This is a genomic window from Nostoc sp. DedSLP04 (assembly GCF_034530775.1).
In the GTDB taxonomy this organism is placed as follows: Bacteria; Cyanobacteriota; Cyanobacteriia; order Cyanobacteriales; family Nostocaceae; genus Nostoc.
This window is the reverse complement of record NZ_JAVRCL010000063.1, coordinates 1-16,234: the sequence shown is the minus strand read 5'-3', so window position 1 is coordinate 16,234 and position 16,234 is coordinate 1. Positions and strand designations below refer to the sequence as shown.

Genomic DNA, 16,234 nt, shown 5'->3' with positions numbered 1-16,234 from the left:
TATCTTAATGTAAAAAATCGATTATCTGATAAAACTATCAGATGTTTGTCCAGTTATGCATTGTTGTGATTGATTTTTGTTCGGATTGTAGTTATCTAGCAAACATAAATTCCGAATTTCATAAATTTCTAGTCTATCAGCACGGACACTATAAATTGCTTTTTGCAAGTCGGTGCTATTGTCGGCTTGGGGATTAGCGAAATAATCTGCTGCACGTACAAGCAAATCTTTATTAAAAGGAGTTATAAGTCTTGCACCACCAACTCGATTTTTTTGAACTAAGTCGGCTACCATACCCACTTGCCACTTACCTGGTGCAATTTGTTTTGGCGGATAAACTCTTTTAATTACTAGTTGTGAAGTCATCGCTTGGTTGGGATTTTCCGAGAAAACTTCTGGCGGTGTCATTTCTGCAACTGTGCTTAAAAAACCTTTGCGAAAGTCTTCTGATAAAGCAAAACTAGCTACCCAACTGCTGGTAGTAATTTTTTGGCTACCACCTTGAGGTGTGTTAATCAGTATTCCTAAATCAGATTTTGGGCTTGCGACTTCTTCAATATTTTGTGGTGGTAAGGTTCCAGACCAGCTAAACATTGAGATCATCGTTTTGCTGATAAATTGGCGAATTGCTTCTGGTTCTCTTGCTAAATCATCAATATTAGCTACTGGTTTACCATTGATTAATTGCACAAAGTTAGGAGGTTTTCTCAAACTGAGTTGGCGAATATTTAGCCCTTGTAATAAGAATAAAAATAAAACTAATATATGTAAACTGAAGGTTGCGATCGCAAAAAACGTTAAAACACTTGCCGGTTTTTGTCTTTTTTCTAGTAAACGCACCATTTCCTCACCTCCTACTGCAAAAACTTCAGCTATTATATATGATGTTTTGCATATACTTACTAATTACAACACCTGTAACTAGTTTATTAATTTTGAATTTTGAATTTTGAATTTTGAATTTACTATATCCTCTCTTTAACTAAAGAAGCCGTACTGTTAATTGCGCTGAAGACTGCAAAACCACCAGCAGCAGCCACAATTAAAGATAAAATTGGTGCTAAAATTCCCAGAAAAATTATGAACCACATTAAATCTGGATCGACATTAGCATTTTGACCTGGGCCATTGACAATCACTGCGGCAGTCAGCACAGCAATAATATTGAAGGAAATTTTGGCGATTCCAATAGATAGAAATCCAGTCAGCCATGCAAAAATAGGTTTACCAGCTACAGGTAGTAAAGATCCACCTACTGCTATTGGCCCTAAAGCTGCTATTAATAACATAGTAGCTTCTATCAAATTTTGGAAGGCATATTGTAAGGAAACTAAAAAGTTTTTGATGCTCGTTTGCACTGTAGAACCTAACAGAGAATTAAAAGAGGTTTCTGATACAATGCCAGTGCCATATCTGATATTATCTACCTTAGTTTGTAGTCTATTTATCCAGTTTTTATTTCCATAAATCTCTCTATATTTCTGCCAGAGAACGTTAACTTTTTCAGCAGCTTTCACAAAACATTGACTTTGTTGCTCACCAGTTAGCGATTGGCAAGGACGTAGTAAAGAACCAGCTACTTCTTCAGCAACACTCATATTCAATGCTTGCTGATATATATTATTTGCATCTGCTGAAACTACTACTTGCTGATTCACACCGTTTAAAAAATCCCGCACTCCCAGTGTCAGAGTAGAAAGTATACTTCCTTTGCCGGAATTACTTAAGAGTACTACCACAATAAAAGGCCAAATTAAAGCTGATATGGGACGGGTATATTCGTAGGATATTAAGTCTTTGAGGAATTGTATCATAAAAAATAACAACGTTCCTACAGCAAAAAAAATACCCAGATTTGTCAGCGCTCCATACAAGTTATTACTGGTGTTATTTTGTAATAAATCCAGCCATTGTTTGTCCCAACCTTCAGCAATACTTTGGGAAGTTGCGGCACCACTATCGAGAATCTGATCGATACCTACTTGGGCAAAAATTAGTTTAATAGCAAGTTGCATTTTGAGTTTATGGGCTGTTTTTTTATATTTCCTGTTGGTTGGTTTATCAGAAGTTAAAGGATTTCAAAATTTCTCTAAAAATTGATATTTTTTTCTTAAAATCTTACTTGTTAACTTTTCTGCCAAACAAATCTAGTTGAGAAGTCGCTCGTAAAAGTCGCGATGCTTCAGTAGATGTTTCTACTCTGCGAGCGCGATTCGCCTCTTCTGTCTGCTGAGAAATGTTTGCTAAATTTAAGTTAGAGTATTGTAAAGCCTGATTTGTTTGCAATGTCTGACCAAATGTTTCAGCGACAATTTTTATTTGTTCCTGTTGAATTTTCATCATTTGCACTTGACTCAAACCCAGCAATTCTGCCAATCCAGAAATAGCATTTGCTGCTGGGTCGGCTGTCTTAGCTGCATTAATACCGCGTTGAATTTGATCGAGAAATGTTCTATTAGTACCCTCTGTTTCCTGAGCTAATCCATCAATATCTTCCAGAGATTTCTCTGTACTTTCTAATTTCGCTTTTGTGCGAATTTGCCCATTTTTACCGAGAACACCTACCGCTACTCCACGGGTAATTATACGATTAAGTTCATTACTAACTAAATTTCCCCGTACTGCTGCATTATTCTCAAAGCGACTTGATTTAGCATCTGAATTATAAGAGTAGTTAATTGAATCATCACGAATTTTTTGTCCCGCAGCAACAGGGTTAGGTATCTTCAAATCTCCCTTGGCACTGTCAATAGCAATTTGACTCTGGCCTTGTTCTAAAGAATTTAAGGTATTTTTCAAATTATTATGTTGAAAGTAATCTTGCATATCTTGGGAATATGATTGAAAGTCACTCCAAACCTGGCCTAATCCGCCCGTCTGAATTTGTGCAACTGCTGGTAATATTGCCAGAGATAGCAAGGTAAAAGTAAAAATGGTAGTTTTTCGCATATATCTGTGCCTGAAAAAGGTAGACTACATTATATAGTGAGGTAAAAATTTAGCTTTTGAACCGTGCTGATTTTGGATAATAGAATTAGTTTTTCGGTTCAATCCCCGACGCTATTCTAAAATCTAAAATTCCTAAGCTACAACCCAAGAATGGGTGCAGTAAATCTAAAATACATTGGTAACTCACTAATACTACACTATCAGAAATCTAAAATCAAAAATGGTTTGACTCACGATTAACTACTACGTAGAGTAGCCACTAATTGACGTGCAAACGCAGAAATTGCTTCATATTTATCGCTGTGAAGTTGCATCATTTGACTACGTGCAGTTTGTTCATAAGGGTTATTAGCAACTGCTGCCAATTGCTCGTAACCTGGATAGTAACGACAGAATGTATAAATACCGTTATCATCTAATAACCATTGGCTATAAACGCCTTCTTTCCGGGGAAAAAAGCTTTCTGAGGCATTACGAGAAATAACTTGGCGGGGATATTTCAAGATGTCTGCAAAACTATCTACTGCAACTGGCTGAATGCGTCCAATCAACCGTGTTGTCAGGTTTTGCAATATTTTCGATGCAGCTTTAGATTTAGCAATGGTGTCAGGATCTTGTCCTGATAAGATGACTCTGATACCGGCTTTAGCGCCGTTCGCACAAATTCTACCAACTAAATCAGAAATTTGCTCGAACTCAAATAAAATTGGTGCTTCGTCGATAAAGAATATGGAAGCTGGACTACTTAATGCGCGTCGGAGTGCGGCGGAATAAGCACTCAAGGATAGTACGGCTGCATCTTCACTATCTGATAGGTTTCTGAGAGCAAAAACTAAAAGTTGTGCATCGGTAGGAAAGCTGGATGGTGCAGAAATGGCTTGTCCCACGCGGCTAGAAAGCCAAAAGCGTAAGCGCAACTGAATTTGACTTAGAGCATCTTCGACTCTGCCAGTTAAAGAACTTAGCTGCAAGTGTTCTGGCGAGCAAAAAAAGAGAAAATCTTTTAAAGTGGGGGTTTTCTGCCAAGCAAGAGTGCCAAATCCTCCTTCCATCGCCTGTCGATATCGCTCTTTGATGCCCTCATCTCTAAAGAAGGCTTCTAAAGCGAGGTTGAGCAGCGATCGCACGGTTTGCGATAAAATTTGACTTTCAGTAGACGATCCTAAAACCATTGTCATTAACGCTGATTCCAGGAAGGCGGTATAATCGTTAAAGCGATCGCGCTGTTGTTCTGCTTCTAGCGATCGTAAATCTGGCTGTTCAAATAAGTTATTCGATTGTTTGGAAATATCAAAATAGGCTCCATTTCCCTCCATAAACTCTGTATAGTCAGTGAAAGTAGATGTCCCATCGGGTTTAGGAAAATCTAACGCCACAACCGGAATCCCATGCGCTAAAGCCTGAGTTAAAATTCCTGACACTAACACCGATTTACCAGCACGAGTTGTGGCAAACAAAGCTAAATTTTTGTGCTGATTAAATAAATCTAAATGTATGGGTGTTCCGCCTTCTTCAGCAATCAACTCAAAGCCTTGTCTATCACCTTTTTTACTTAAAACTAGAGGCATTAATCCTGGAACTTCACTGGTTAAATATAGCTGGCGACGGTTGAAGGGTGTTGCTAATAAACCCTCCCAAACTATCGGTAGAGTTTGCAGCCAAATTTTCCAAGCATATTCAGTTTCCCTAATTACCCTAGCTGGACGTTGAAAACAGTTTTCAATATATCTTGTCGCCTCATCTAATTTTTCTAAAGTTGAACGATGTACTAAAATGGCAATACTCGTATAAATCGGGACTGCACCTTCAAATAACTGTTCTTGTGCTGCTACCGACTTCTTCAATTTTAATTGAGCGTTGACATCAATAGTTTTACTTTTTTCTTGAGCCAGGATTGTTGTCATGTTTGACTGCTTCAGGACTCGTTGCAGAGTCGTTTTTACCAATGCTGGATTGGCAGCAGTCAACTCACAAAAAATTTCTGTATCTACTACTGTTTCTCTGGCCAACAGTTCCCATAAATAGCGCAGTTGAGCCGATTTATTAGTCCAACCACCGGGTTTTTCGAGAAATGACAATGCGCCAATATAACGATTATTAACATTAACCCAGCGGCGATCGGCACAAGGTACACTAGATTCCATCAGCAAAGTTGTGCCGTGGATATTGTCTAGAAGTAATTTAGTACTCGCTAAATCTGAATTGACTTGTTCGTGTAATCCTTCTTCATCTAAAGTCATTAACTGGGGAATATCTATTGGCTGCGTATCATTAAACCTTTTCCAGATTTCTCCCCAGAGTTCATTAGCAGTCAAAGGTTTGACATCCAATCCCATTTTGTTAGATAAGATTTGTTCCCACCGCAGAAAACCCTGGTTGTAAGCATTTGTAATCAGGCTTTCAATACGTTGATTTTCTACTTCTAAAAGATCGCCTTTAAATTTCAACCACCAGGATTCAGCTTTGACTAAAAGCTTTTCTATCCAATCATCTGCGTGTTGCGAGTTAGATTCAATGGTGTAAGTTACATAAATCCGCAAAAATTTAGGTTTACGAATCCCAGAAACAGTCAGTTCTTTAATTCTGGCTCTCTCCGCCATTAACAAATATTTGATATCTCGCGATGATGCATTTTTGATTAATGTTGCTAACTCTTTTTGGCGCTCTTTATCTGAACTAAAAGAACCCAAGTGCAGCGTCATCCTTTCACCACTAGGAATGTCTTTTAATCCGGCTTCAATGTTATTAAAAAGTGTATCAATTTGTTCAGGTCTTAAGGTGGTATGAATTCCCTTACAATCAAAACCAAAAACAAAGCAGAACCGATCTTTTTGAGTACCTTTTGTCAACAGGTAAGCGCCAATATCACGTCCATTCATTGCAACACGCAGCATTGTTGCCAAGTGCAAGGCATCTTCAAATGGTGTTAATCTACTTTCATTTCCGGCGACGCTGACGCTTTGTTTTCCGATTTTTTGCTTCATGGTTAACTTCCAATAAGCTTTGATAACGAGCAAAGCCTCTTGTCCAAGTGGGAACCCCGATAAATTTACTTAAAAAACTCCAACTCCTACCACCAGTTAATATCCACCAAGTTCCGATTCCCCAACCAGTCATTAGTACTGTCCACAACCATTTTTGAAATTCTTCTTGGAAAAACCCCCCGAAAATTCCATTGATAGTAAAGTAGGAGGCTAAGGCGATTACCGTCCAAGGAAGAATTTGATCGGCAGGAATTGGCCCTAGTGAAGGTTGGCTTCCTAGAACCTGATTGACTGGACGAAATTCTTGTTCCTGCTCTTGAGGCATTTGAAATATCTGAATTATTTATTAGGGCCAGTGCCAATTACAAAGCCTGTGAGTACATCAGCAATGGTAACAGCAACAACCACTAGTAGGGGAGTTCTGGCGATACTTTGCCAATCTTCATCTTTACGCACTGCGTTAATCACACCAACTAAGGAAATTGCAATATAGAGTAAGTAAATTGCCCGCAACACATTAAATATCAAACTTATTGCGAAGTTGGGATCGTTACCATTGGTTATTGAACCACGGAAGCTGTCTTTGAAAAAGGTTTCAGCTTTCCCAAAAAACTGTGCTTGTGCAGGGGCTGCAAACCAGTCTAACCAATATAAACTCAGAACGATCGCTGCTGCTAAAATTTGTAATAATATTAGCGATCGCCTTGGTAAATTCACTTGCTGCCCAATTTGCTGGGTGATGAGAGCAATTAAACTACCAACCAGTAAACAAAAGAGCAAGATAGGACTTTTGAGGCTGATAACGCTAACCAATACAGCACAAGCAATCAAAAAAGGTACAGATTCAAACAGAATAGTCAGACATGATTTAAATGCCTGTCTTAACTTGTGAGATTCTTTCGCCGCACTACCAGTTAAAGCTTTGAAAAAGTTTCTCTTGTGAGAACTTTGTCTAAACATTTGCTAATTTTCCTATGGTGTACTATGATTTATCCTTGCTTGTATCAAATTTTACAACTATTACAATTCAACATACTTTAACATCATTTCATTATTAATCAAATTATAAACCTGTAGTAAAGTTCTATATTCTACATCAGTATTCTGAAGTTAAGTTAACATGATATTAAGATTTATCTAAAACGAAATTTCTCCGATTTGAGAAGCTGGATTGCAAGTATCGAGATTAAACTGGTAGATTCCTCTCGACTTTGAGAATTTTTTCAATCTTCTCATACAGATAGCCTCGATCGACCAACTTCCAAGCCTTGACTTTCTCCACCTCATAGGTATCTGAGCGAAGCGTTATAAATGTTTCAGACTTGTATGTACACCATAGGCTTGCTCTTAGGGCAGACCAAGCGTAGCTTTGGTTCTTTAGGGTTCTTCGGAGCGAACATAATATGAAACAATATTGAGTCACCAAAATTAAAATATCTGTCTTGAAAAGTTTAGATCGATTGTAGAAAAATGGTAGAGGTAGACGTTCAAATCTACGTTTTACCATTTTCTACACGCCGATTAGATTTGAAACTAGATTACAAACTTAAACACAGTTCCTAGATTAGAACTACCGCCAAAAGAGGCAGTACCGTAAAAGGCACCATTTGAGAGTTGAATTAGCGTGGACTCTGGCGTTGCCCCATTAGTGCCATTAAAACTAATTAAGCCAGTGATGGTTGCTCCAGTCAGCTGATAGATAACTCCTTTGTTACTTGCCCCACCAGCAGAAGCTGTGCCATAGAAGTTACCATTGCTTGCTTTTATGAGTGCAGCCGTTGGGTTGGCCCCATTGGTGCCATTAAAACTGGCAACTAAAACGGGTGTACCGCCACCGACCGGAACCTTGAAGATAGCTCCTTTATTGCTGGCTCCACCCAGTTTAGCGGTGCCATAGAGGAATCCACTAACTTCAATTAATCCAGACTGTGGATTTGCTCCATTAGTGCCACTAAAGCTATATGAAGTCAGTATTCCTGTGGGAGTTAACTTGAATACAACTCCTTTCGCACTTGCTCCACCGGCAGAGGCGCTGCCATAGTAGTTTCCATCAGTAGCCAATTGCAATCTTGCTAGTGGAGTTGCTCCATCAGTACCGCTGAAGCTTCTGATGGTGGTAAGTGCCCCGGTAGTTGGCGAAACCTTGAATATAGTTCCTTTATTATTAGCCCCACCTGTAGAGCTTGTCCCCCACAAATTGCCATCAGCACCTGTAATCAGTCGGCCTGCTGGGTTAGCCCCATTAGTGCTTGTGAAATTTGTCAGAGTTGTCAGGGTTGTAAAAGCCGTTTTCGCCAACTTAAACACACTGCCGAGGTCACTTGTACCACCTGTAAAGGTTGCCCCATATAAATTGCCATCGGCTGCTTGGAATAATCTAGCAACTGGATTAGTCCCTTTGTTAATTCCAGAGGTTCCGGTGAAGTTTATCAGTGTGGTCAGAGTAGTGTAAGCAGTAGGAGTTAACTTGAATGCAGTTCCTTTACCAGAAGTGCCACCAGCAGAAGTAGTTCCATAAAGATTGTCATCAGTACCGTTACCTTTAAGTACACCAGCTCTTGGTGTAGCTCCGTTGGTGCCGTTGAAATTTACAACAGTAGTCAATGTTGCAGCAAAGGCTTGTTGGAAAGGTAGTACTAATGAAGAAGCCAAAACAGTCAAAGAAGTAAAAATCAATACCTTATTTTTGCTCTGGCGTTGTTTGTACAGATTATTAATCTTGTTCATTGAATACCTCAAAAAAAGTTAATGAAAACGGAATTTTAGCTAGTTCTAACGGATTTTGTGATGGCTGCTACTCATGACTAATACCAATTTGAAAAATGATTGCTATACATATAGGCTTGAAAACCACAGATTTAGAAGGATTTTCCGACTTTTCTGGTGGGGTTACAGCAGTAGAGGCGCAAGGCATTGCGCCCCTACCTTAAAGGGAGAAGCAAATGGCGTTTGAAGAACAAAATCCAAGGCCCCAACATCTGAGATGTGTTGGTTTTTACTCCTTAACCTACGAGATATTGCTACGCATTAACCTATATGTTGAGCGCTTTTTTATCTAAGATTGGTATAGCTTGTTAGCTTAAACACTAGTAAAAAAATGCCTAAGATATTGGTATAGCTTTATTGAAAAAAGACTCAGAGGATGTCTGAAAACTTTTTGGTGTTGTATTTGAGACTTGTAGATCCCCCTAAATCCCCCTTAAAAAGGGGGACTTTGATTCCGGTTCCCCCCTTTTTAAGGGGGGCTAGGGGGGATCAAGCAAAATATTTAATACTTCTCAGACATCCTCTCAGAAAGCCTGTTTTTCTACACCACAAAAACCGTACTAGAAGTGAGTCAATAACGTGAATGGCAGGCACGATTAATGATTCCGTTAGGTAGCATAAACCACTAATTATTTTTTTGGATGTCGTGAAAAACACAAAAATCGGTGAGAAATCCAGAATTTTGACAGAAATAGTCACAAACTCTAGATTGAAAATAAGTTTTAATAGTGTGTAGTTTGTCAAGTAATTAGTAAAGTCTATTAAATACTGATTAAAACCTCTAAAAAAATCTTAATAAGCAAAACTACATATTAAGTGAAGACTACTGATTTTTCTCTGAATAAATAAATAAAATCGTCATCAAAACTATTATTTAAACATTATGCCCCAGGATTATAAATATAATCCTGGGGTTTTATTTAGGGGGTGATTTATGTAAATAATTCATTAATCTGCCCTGAATAATTACGAAATATAGGGCATTTACAACAGTACATAGCTAAATTTTTAGCAGTCGCTCTAATTCAAGGAGAGATTGTAAATTGAGTACCATTGAAGTTTATAAGTTGATGGGTATAAATAAATATTCAGATAGTTTGCGATCGCGATCGCTTTTAGGTATTCACCGATGCTGTCAGGTGATGCGATCGCAGGGTTTGGCGTCAACTATGTTATGATTTTATTTGTTGAGAAATATTTTCGGTCATGTGACTGATTATATAGACTCCTCTTTGAATCTAAATCTCTACACCCTTTGATTCTGAAGGTGTTTGATGTCATAAGTATTCCAAAAATTGAAATTTTAGTTAGCCGCAATGTATTGTAATACCTCGCGTGACACTGATACACTTAACTGTCAAAGAAAATGTGCTAATAAGAACGGACAAGTCTAGTGTGTCATACACGCAGACAACATACGGATACTACTGGAACTTATGCCCACGGATATAATTACTCGTCCTGAGTCCCTCACAGAAGATTGCTTTTTTACTTACGCCCTTGGGACTAATTTGCACGATCCTAATTCAACAGCCAAATATTTACGCCGAATCAGAAAAGAAGATAAACCATATATCGACATAGCTGTTTCTCCCAGACCTGGCTATCGGTTTGAGGTTTGTCTTATCCCTGTTGAAGGGTTCGCTCAAGAAAGAATATTGACAAAAGACGGGTTCGCCAAAGCTTTAGCAATTATTTGTGCTGTAGCTAATAAAGCTAGGAAACGATTTCCTTCAGGAAATGGACAAGAGATAGTCCGGTGTCAATTTAGTAACTTAGCTGATGCAGTCGCTGTAGCGAATAGACTGTCTGCATTACCCTCTGATATGTATGAAACTCTCGTCAAGGTACCAAATGCTTTGTAATATATATTGCATCCGCTGAAATATTTGTTATTAAAACTGACATCTGGACATTTTAATGGTAAGTAGCTAAATAGACTTGAGACAAAACTTCAATGGGTCATATTTTGTCTGTTGAGAAAAGACTTGTCATCCAAGACTTTTAAGCTTAATGTACAATTTTGACATTTTTGTAAGCTAACCTGTAAATTGAAAGTGAGTTTTTTTTATGCCTATAAGTCCTCTGCGTGAAGAACCTCGTAACCAGCGAGCGCCTGTAATTCGTACAAGTAATGAATTTATTCTCTTGGAATGGCTGAAGTCAACTGGTCGTCTAATCGAACGCGAACATCAAGAATCTGAGTATCTAACTGAAGTAGAAGAAATTTCCGAAATGATAGACCTTGACGATATCCCTTACGATCATGACGATGATGATAGTGACATGGATTTAGAAGCCTAGTAGCGTAATTCGTAATTCGTAATTCGTAATTCGTAATTCGTAATGACGCTCCTGCGTCAGGGGTGTTTCATTTACGCCAAAAGGCTAAAATTCCTGACTTATCTAAAAAAGTCGGGAATTTTAGTATTAAAATGCGAGTGTGTTTAATTTTTGGACTTAAGTAAGAGATAAAATAATTGTCCATTGCTGACTGTAACACCAGCGCGATCGCCTGCGATTTTCCCAGTACCTAAAAAATAATCCACTCTACCTGCACCTTTAATTGCACCTCCGGTATCTTGATCGAGAACATAGCGGCTAATAATGCGCTCCTGCATTTTTCCGGTAGGATTAACAAAGGGAATAGAAGCGCGAATCAACGCTAAAGCCCCAGGAGGCATAAGAGATTTATCTGTAGCAATAGAACGCTCTGCTGTTAATGGTACGTTAATAGAGCCTTGGGCTGGCTCACCGTGATTTTCTTGAAAAAAAACAAAGCTGCGATCGCGCGGAATATAAATATTTAATTCTTGGGGATGCTTTTGGAAATAATCGAGAATAATTGGCATAGTTACACCTTCTTGCGGTAATTTGCCATCATCTATTAATTCTCGCCCAATACTTTTGTAGTTATAAGCAGTATTACCCGCATAGCCGATTGTGGTTTGAGTCCCATCGGGAAGCTGAAGTTTCGCTGAACCTTGAATTTGAGCTAGATATGGTTCGAGGCGATCGCGAAACCAAAACAACTCTAATCCTCGCAATTTCCCTTTTGCAGCTTGTAAACCATCTGCTCCTTCTAACTCCTCGCGTGTGGGATGAGGCTTAGTCCAAGAGTTGAAATCGGGAGGTAAGCGATAAACAGGATAGCGATATTCTGTTGTGGGGACGCGACTGGCTGCGTAAAGTGGCTCATAATAGGCGGTGAATAAAACGGAACCTTGGTTATCTTTACCGACTGACTGGTAAAGAACAAATTCTTGCTGAATGGCTTGATGTAATTCTGTTGCAGAATTGGTTTTTAATAGAAGTTCGCGGAATCTTTGCAAACTTTTGATGACGCGATCGCGCGTAATCCCAGCCACCGGATAGTTTTGATAAGCAGCCGCAGCATTAGCTGTTTGCAGATATTGGAGACTGCGAGCGATCGCACCGATCAGTGCCTTTTTCTCTGGTATTTTGCCATAAATTACTTCATCCAGACAAGAGGTATCACTTTGACAACAAGTAATTGGTAGTCTTTGAATTAATGGTAATTTTTGTTTTTGCAAAAATGCATCTTGATTTTCAGCAGTTAAGGACACCGGTATATCCCACTTTTTCACCTGACATTCTGGCGCAATGAGTTCCTGATGCGTGAAAGATTGCATCCGCACCAGGAAAATCGACAAAATCACAGGTAGGCTGATAGCGATAGTTTTGTTAAACTTTCCTAACCCAATAAATGTCTTTTTCATCAAGATTCAAGATTTTTAAAATCTTCCTACCTCGCTCAAATTCTAAAATCAAAAACCAAAAATTTTTCCCAATTCCCAATTCCCACTTGCCCTGAGCGTAGCCGAAGGGATGCCCAATGCCCTATTCCCTATTCATTCATATTACGGTAAGTCGCAACAGCAGAGGGCGATATCCGATTCAAATATCGGAAGATCCAATACTTAAAGATAGTATCTAAAATCACCGGAAATGTAGCGATAAATAAGAAGATAAAATCTCTATTTGCCGGTAATCCCCAATGGCGCGATACTCCTTCTAGCAGTACTTCCCAGCCATGAGGAGAGTGGAATCCGACAAAGATATCAGTAAACAGAATAATGATAAATGCCTTGGCGCTATCGCTAAGTCCATAGACAATATTATCAAAGAAATCTTTTAGCACAGCAATAGAAGACTTACTGACTAGCAAAAGCCAGATAACAGCAACCACCGAGAACATATCTGCAAAAACATTTTTGATCGCACCAGAGCTTTCGTGACGAAATTCTTCAGCAAGCTCTTTCGCTTTCTTTTTCATTTCAGTCTCCATCTGCTCAGGTAACAGTGGAGGAGCTTTGACAATGAGATTTTCAAACTTGAGCTTTTCTTCAAATCTTTCTAATTCTAAAAGGGCTTCCTCTTCCATTTCCGAATTGAGAAATATCTGCATTTCCTCACTGCTTCTAAATCTCTCAATAATTGGCCCAACTACAAAAGCTTTTGCTATTTGATGCGTTAAAAGTGGTACAATAATTAATAGTAAAATAAACCTAATAGATATTATTGTTCTTTTTTGAGTTTGACGAAAACTCTGAATTACTTCTTGTTCCGAATTAGGGTCTAATTCAACTTGCAGACGACTGATAGTACTTAAAATAGAGCGAGGTAAAACACCTGTTGTATCGGTTTTGCTCTTGGCTTTTGGTTTATTGTTTAAGTCTCGATTTGGTATTTTGGGTGGTAATGTTGGAGTGTTGACGAGCAGCGATTTGTCGTCAGATGCCACAGAATTAACTGGTAGATTTGGAGGTTGTACTACTAAAGCGTTAGAAGTTGTTTTATCGGAACTTGTTGTGTATTTAGAAAGAACTCGATCGATAAAATTGAGCTTTTCCAAAACTAAAGAAGGACTTAGATACTCTATACCTGCTTTATCGGCAGCTTTTTGATTCTCTTCATTTAGAAACCAACGGCTTCCTCTAAACTCCGTCAGCCGCATCCTGGCAATTTTTAATAGCTTGTTGAGGTCTGACTCAAAGTAATCCATCACACTGTTACTGTACATGGCTGAGTCAATGTCTATTTTATTACCATTGAAATGCTTATCTTCTATCTCCTGAATTTTTAATGCTGCATTGTAAGCTTCATCTAAAGAACGTTCAGGAGTCTGTAAGTACCATCGAAAAGCAGCAAGCAAGAAAGAATAGATTTTTTGACTAAAAGCAGAATTTTTCATTGCAGACAATCATTCAGCATTGTTTGATGACTATTAACCTTAAGTTAACGCACGAGGTATACTAACAAATCTACAAGGAGAAAGTTTGTGGTTTCTCATTCGGTTTGGATTGTTGGCACTAGCCGTAGTGGTAAGACGGCTCGCTTAGTAGAGCAATTTTGTAATTGGGTAACATCAGAAAAACAATATACTGAATCATTTTATACAAAAAAAACAGGGCGTAAAAAAACAGGCGATGTACCTGAATTTTTATATCTTAAACAAACAGAGCCAGGAGTTTTAGTTTTAGCTGCCAATGATGATAATCGTCGAGAGTTAGGAGATATAATTGTCACATCTACATTAGGTAAATATCCGGTTCGTGCCAAGACGCCACTAGGTTTTTTTCAGGATGAAGTTATTTTATTTTGGCCCTTGCTGATTAACTCGTTGAACCTGAAAGCACAGTTTCCGGTAAGATTGCGACCGGAAACCGAACAAGAGTTAGCAACCAAACTTTGGCGTCCGCAATTAGACGAAGAAATTTTACGTCTGGCGGGAGTGAATGAATCTCGCTTGGTGCGTCGCATCTTAGACTTATTACAATTAGCAGCTTACAGTGGTATCCCTTGCGAAAATATTGCCCAGATTTTGTCCAAGGGTTTTGGGGAAAATAGCACAACTTTAGAGCCGGAATTTTTGGCATCTTTGCTGTTAGATTGGCGTAACTGGTGTTTAGAGAGGGGGTTACTGACTTATGGAATTATTACCGAACTGTATAGTCAGCACTTATTAAGCGATCGCAATTACCAGCAGCATCTAACGAAACGCTATCAAGCAGTACTGGCGGATGATGTTGATGATTATCCTAGCGTAGCGCGTCTTTTGTTTGAGTTGCTATTAGATCGAGGTGCAGTTGGCGCGTTTAGCTACAATCCTGACGGTGCGGTGCGATTGGGATTGGGAGCAGATCCCAACTATTTAGAAGGGTTAGCAGAGCGTTGTCGGGTAGAAATATTGAACGGGCCGCCTCTAGAGTCCCTTAGCGAGCAACTGACTAAACAGATGGTGGAATTAGTCACTTCCCCGATGGTACTGTTGAGTTTACCAAAAACAGTGCATTCAATTCAAACCACCTCCCGCGCCCAATTATTGCGGCAAACAGCAGAGGTAATTGCTAATGCCATCCAATCACAGCAAGTGCAACCAGAAGAAGTAGCAATTATTGCACCGGGTTTAGATGCGATCGCTCGTTATACTCTAGTAGAAATCCTCGTCAAGCAAAATATCCCAGTAGAATCGCTCAATGACCAACGTCCCCTAATTAGTTCGCCCGTGATTCGCGCCTTACTCACCATGCTGGCACTAGTTTATCCCGGCTTAGGACGCCAGGTAGATCGGGATGCGGTGGCAGAAATGCTGGTTGTATTGAGCAGGAAACAACAACCACCAGAAAACTCTACAGACGCGATGAATCGCGTCTCTACAAATATTGATCCGGTACGTGCTGGTTTGATTGCAGATTACTGCTTTGTACCCCATCCCGATCGCCCTAATTTGCTACCAGTGTCAGCCTTTGAGCGCTGGGATCGAATCGGCTATGCAGCTACTACAGCCTATAGTGAAATATTACAGTGGTTAGAACAGCAGCGATCGCAACAAGAATTGCGGTTAATTCCCAGTCCCATTTCTCTTTTGGACAGAGCAATTCAGCGCTTTTTATGGAATGGGAGCAATCTCCCCTACGAACAACTAGCAGCATTGCGGGAATTATTAGAAACCGCCCAACACTACTGGGAAATTGACACCAGATTACGACAAATTGCCCCAGTTGAGACAACGCCTCACACAACTATTATTGAATTCATTCAACTACTGCGACGCGGTACAATCACTGCCAATGCTTACCCGGTGCGCCCCATTGGTGGAGCAAGAAAGGCTGTCACCTTAGCAACTATATTTCAATATCGATCTAGTAGGCGATCGCACCGTTGGCATTTTTGGCTGGATGCTGGTTCGCCACTATGGGCCAAAGGTGGTGCAGCAACTTTGTTTGGTGCGCCGTTTTTCCTACGAGACAGATTAGGCGAACCTTGGACAGCAGAAGATGAGAAATTGGCAGAAGAACAACGACTGCAAAGGATTTTGACAGATTTGCTCTCTCGTGTATCCGAGAGAGTTTATTTGTGTCATAGCGATTTAGCAGTGAATGGACAAGAGCAAATAGGGCCATTGTTACCCTTAGTGAATGCCTGTGTAACGGTTATTTCTGAATCTACTGTTAATTGACTGGAGTTTAGACTAAGCTATGCAAAACGACCCAGCAGGGCTGAGTTAATCA

The 16,234-nt window shown here is 39.5% G+C and carries 13 protein-coding genes; 4 read left to right on the top strand and 9 right to left on the bottom strand.

Features of this window, described 5'->3' with window-relative positions; all coding sequences use genetic code 11:
* Window positions 1–21: 21 nt before the first annotated feature.
* From RMX89_RS27725 to RMX89_RS27695, 7 genes are all read right to left on the bottom strand, one after another.
* Window positions 22–843 (bottom strand): hypothetical protein, encoded by an 822-nt coding sequence (locus RMX89_RS27725; protein WP_322691190.1) that lies wholly within the window; start codon window positions 841–843, stop codon window positions 22–24.
* 122 nt (window positions 844–965) lie between these two features.
* Complete coding sequence (locus tag RMX89_RS27720) at window positions 966–2,015, bottom strand: hypothetical protein (protein WP_322691189.1); 1,050 nt, start codon at window positions 2,013–2,015, stop codon at window positions 966–968.
* 103 nt (window positions 2,016–2,118) lie between these two features.
* A complete protein-coding gene (locus tag RMX89_RS27715; RefSeq protein WP_322691188.1) occupies window positions 2,119–2,949 on the bottom strand; it encodes a hypothetical protein in 831 nt (276 codons plus the stop codon).
* A gap of 236 nt (window positions 2,950–3,185) precedes the next feature.
* A complete protein-coding gene (locus RMX89_RS27710; RefSeq protein ID WP_322691187.1) occupies window positions 3,186–5,933 on the bottom strand; it encodes a hypothetical protein in 2,748 nt (915 codons plus the stop codon).
* Window positions 5,887–6,258 carry a hypothetical protein gene (locus RMX89_RS27705; RefSeq protein WP_322671318.1) on the bottom strand — a complete coding sequence of 124 codons (372 nt, stop codon included), beginning with the start codon at window positions 6,256–6,258 and terminating at the stop codon, window positions 5,887–5,889. Before RMX89_RS27705 ends, RMX89_RS27710 begins: the two co-directional genes overlap by 47 nt.
* Before the next feature lie 14 nt (window positions 6,259–6,272).
* The gene (locus tag RMX89_RS27700; protein WP_322686871.1) at window positions 6,273–6,893 is read right to left on the bottom strand and encodes a hypothetical protein; all 621 of its coding nucleotides are present in this window, start codon (window positions 6,891–6,893) and stop codon (window positions 6,273–6,275) included.
* Window positions 6,894–7,466: 573 nt separating this feature from the next.
* The gene (locus RMX89_RS27695; RefSeq protein ID WP_322691186.1) at window positions 7,467–8,660 is read right to left on the bottom strand and encodes a choice-of-anchor tandem repeat GloVer-containing protein; all 1,194 of its coding nucleotides are present in this window, start codon (window positions 8,658–8,660) and stop codon (window positions 7,467–7,469) included.
* A 1,082-nt stretch (window positions 8,661–9,742) separates the two neighbouring features.
* Between RMX89_RS27695 and RMX89_RS27690 the strand changes: the two genes are divergently transcribed.
* The 3 genes from RMX89_RS27690 (at window position 9,743) to RMX89_RS27680 (ending at window position 11,003) form a co-directional block, all read left to right on the top strand.
* On the top strand, window positions 9,743–9,877 hold the full coding sequence (locus RMX89_RS27690) for a hypothetical protein (protein WP_322691185.1): 135 nt from the start codon (window positions 9,743–9,745) through the stop codon (window positions 9,875–9,877).
* 258 nt (window positions 9,878–10,135) lie between these two features.
* On the top strand, window positions 10,136–10,564 hold the full coding sequence (locus RMX89_RS27685) for a hypothetical protein (protein ID WP_322671322.1): 429 nt from the start codon (window positions 10,136–10,138) through the stop codon (window positions 10,562–10,564).
* Window positions 10,565–10,769: 205 nt separating this feature from the next.
* Window positions 10,770–11,003 carry a DUF3134 domain-containing protein gene (locus RMX89_RS27680; protein WP_322671323.1) on the top strand — a complete coding sequence of 78 codons (234 nt, stop codon included), beginning with the start codon at window positions 10,770–10,772 and terminating at the stop codon, window positions 11,001–11,003.
* 143 nt (window positions 11,004–11,146) lie between these two features.
* Here RMX89_RS27680 and RMX89_RS27675 read toward each other — a convergent pair whose 3' ends face one another.
* Window positions 11,147–12,439, bottom strand: a complete 1,293-nt coding sequence (locus RMX89_RS27675) for a murein transglycosylase A (RefSeq protein WP_322691184.1) — start codon at window positions 12,437–12,439, stop codon at window positions 11,147–11,149.
* 128 nt (window positions 12,440–12,567) lie between these two features.
* Window positions 12,568–13,923 (bottom strand): proton extrusion protein PcxA, encoded by a 1,356-nt coding sequence (locus tag RMX89_RS27670; protein ID WP_322691183.1) that lies wholly within the window; start codon window positions 13,921–13,923, stop codon window positions 12,568–12,570.
* A gap of 78 nt (window positions 13,924–14,001) precedes the next feature.
* Between RMX89_RS27670 and RMX89_RS27665 the strand changes: the two genes are divergently transcribed.
* A complete protein-coding gene (locus RMX89_RS27665) occupies window positions 14,002–16,182 on the top strand; it encodes a recombinase family protein (RefSeq protein ID WP_322691182.1) in 2,181 nt (726 codons plus the stop codon).
* The last annotated feature ends 52 nt before the right edge of the window (window positions 16,183–16,234 follow it).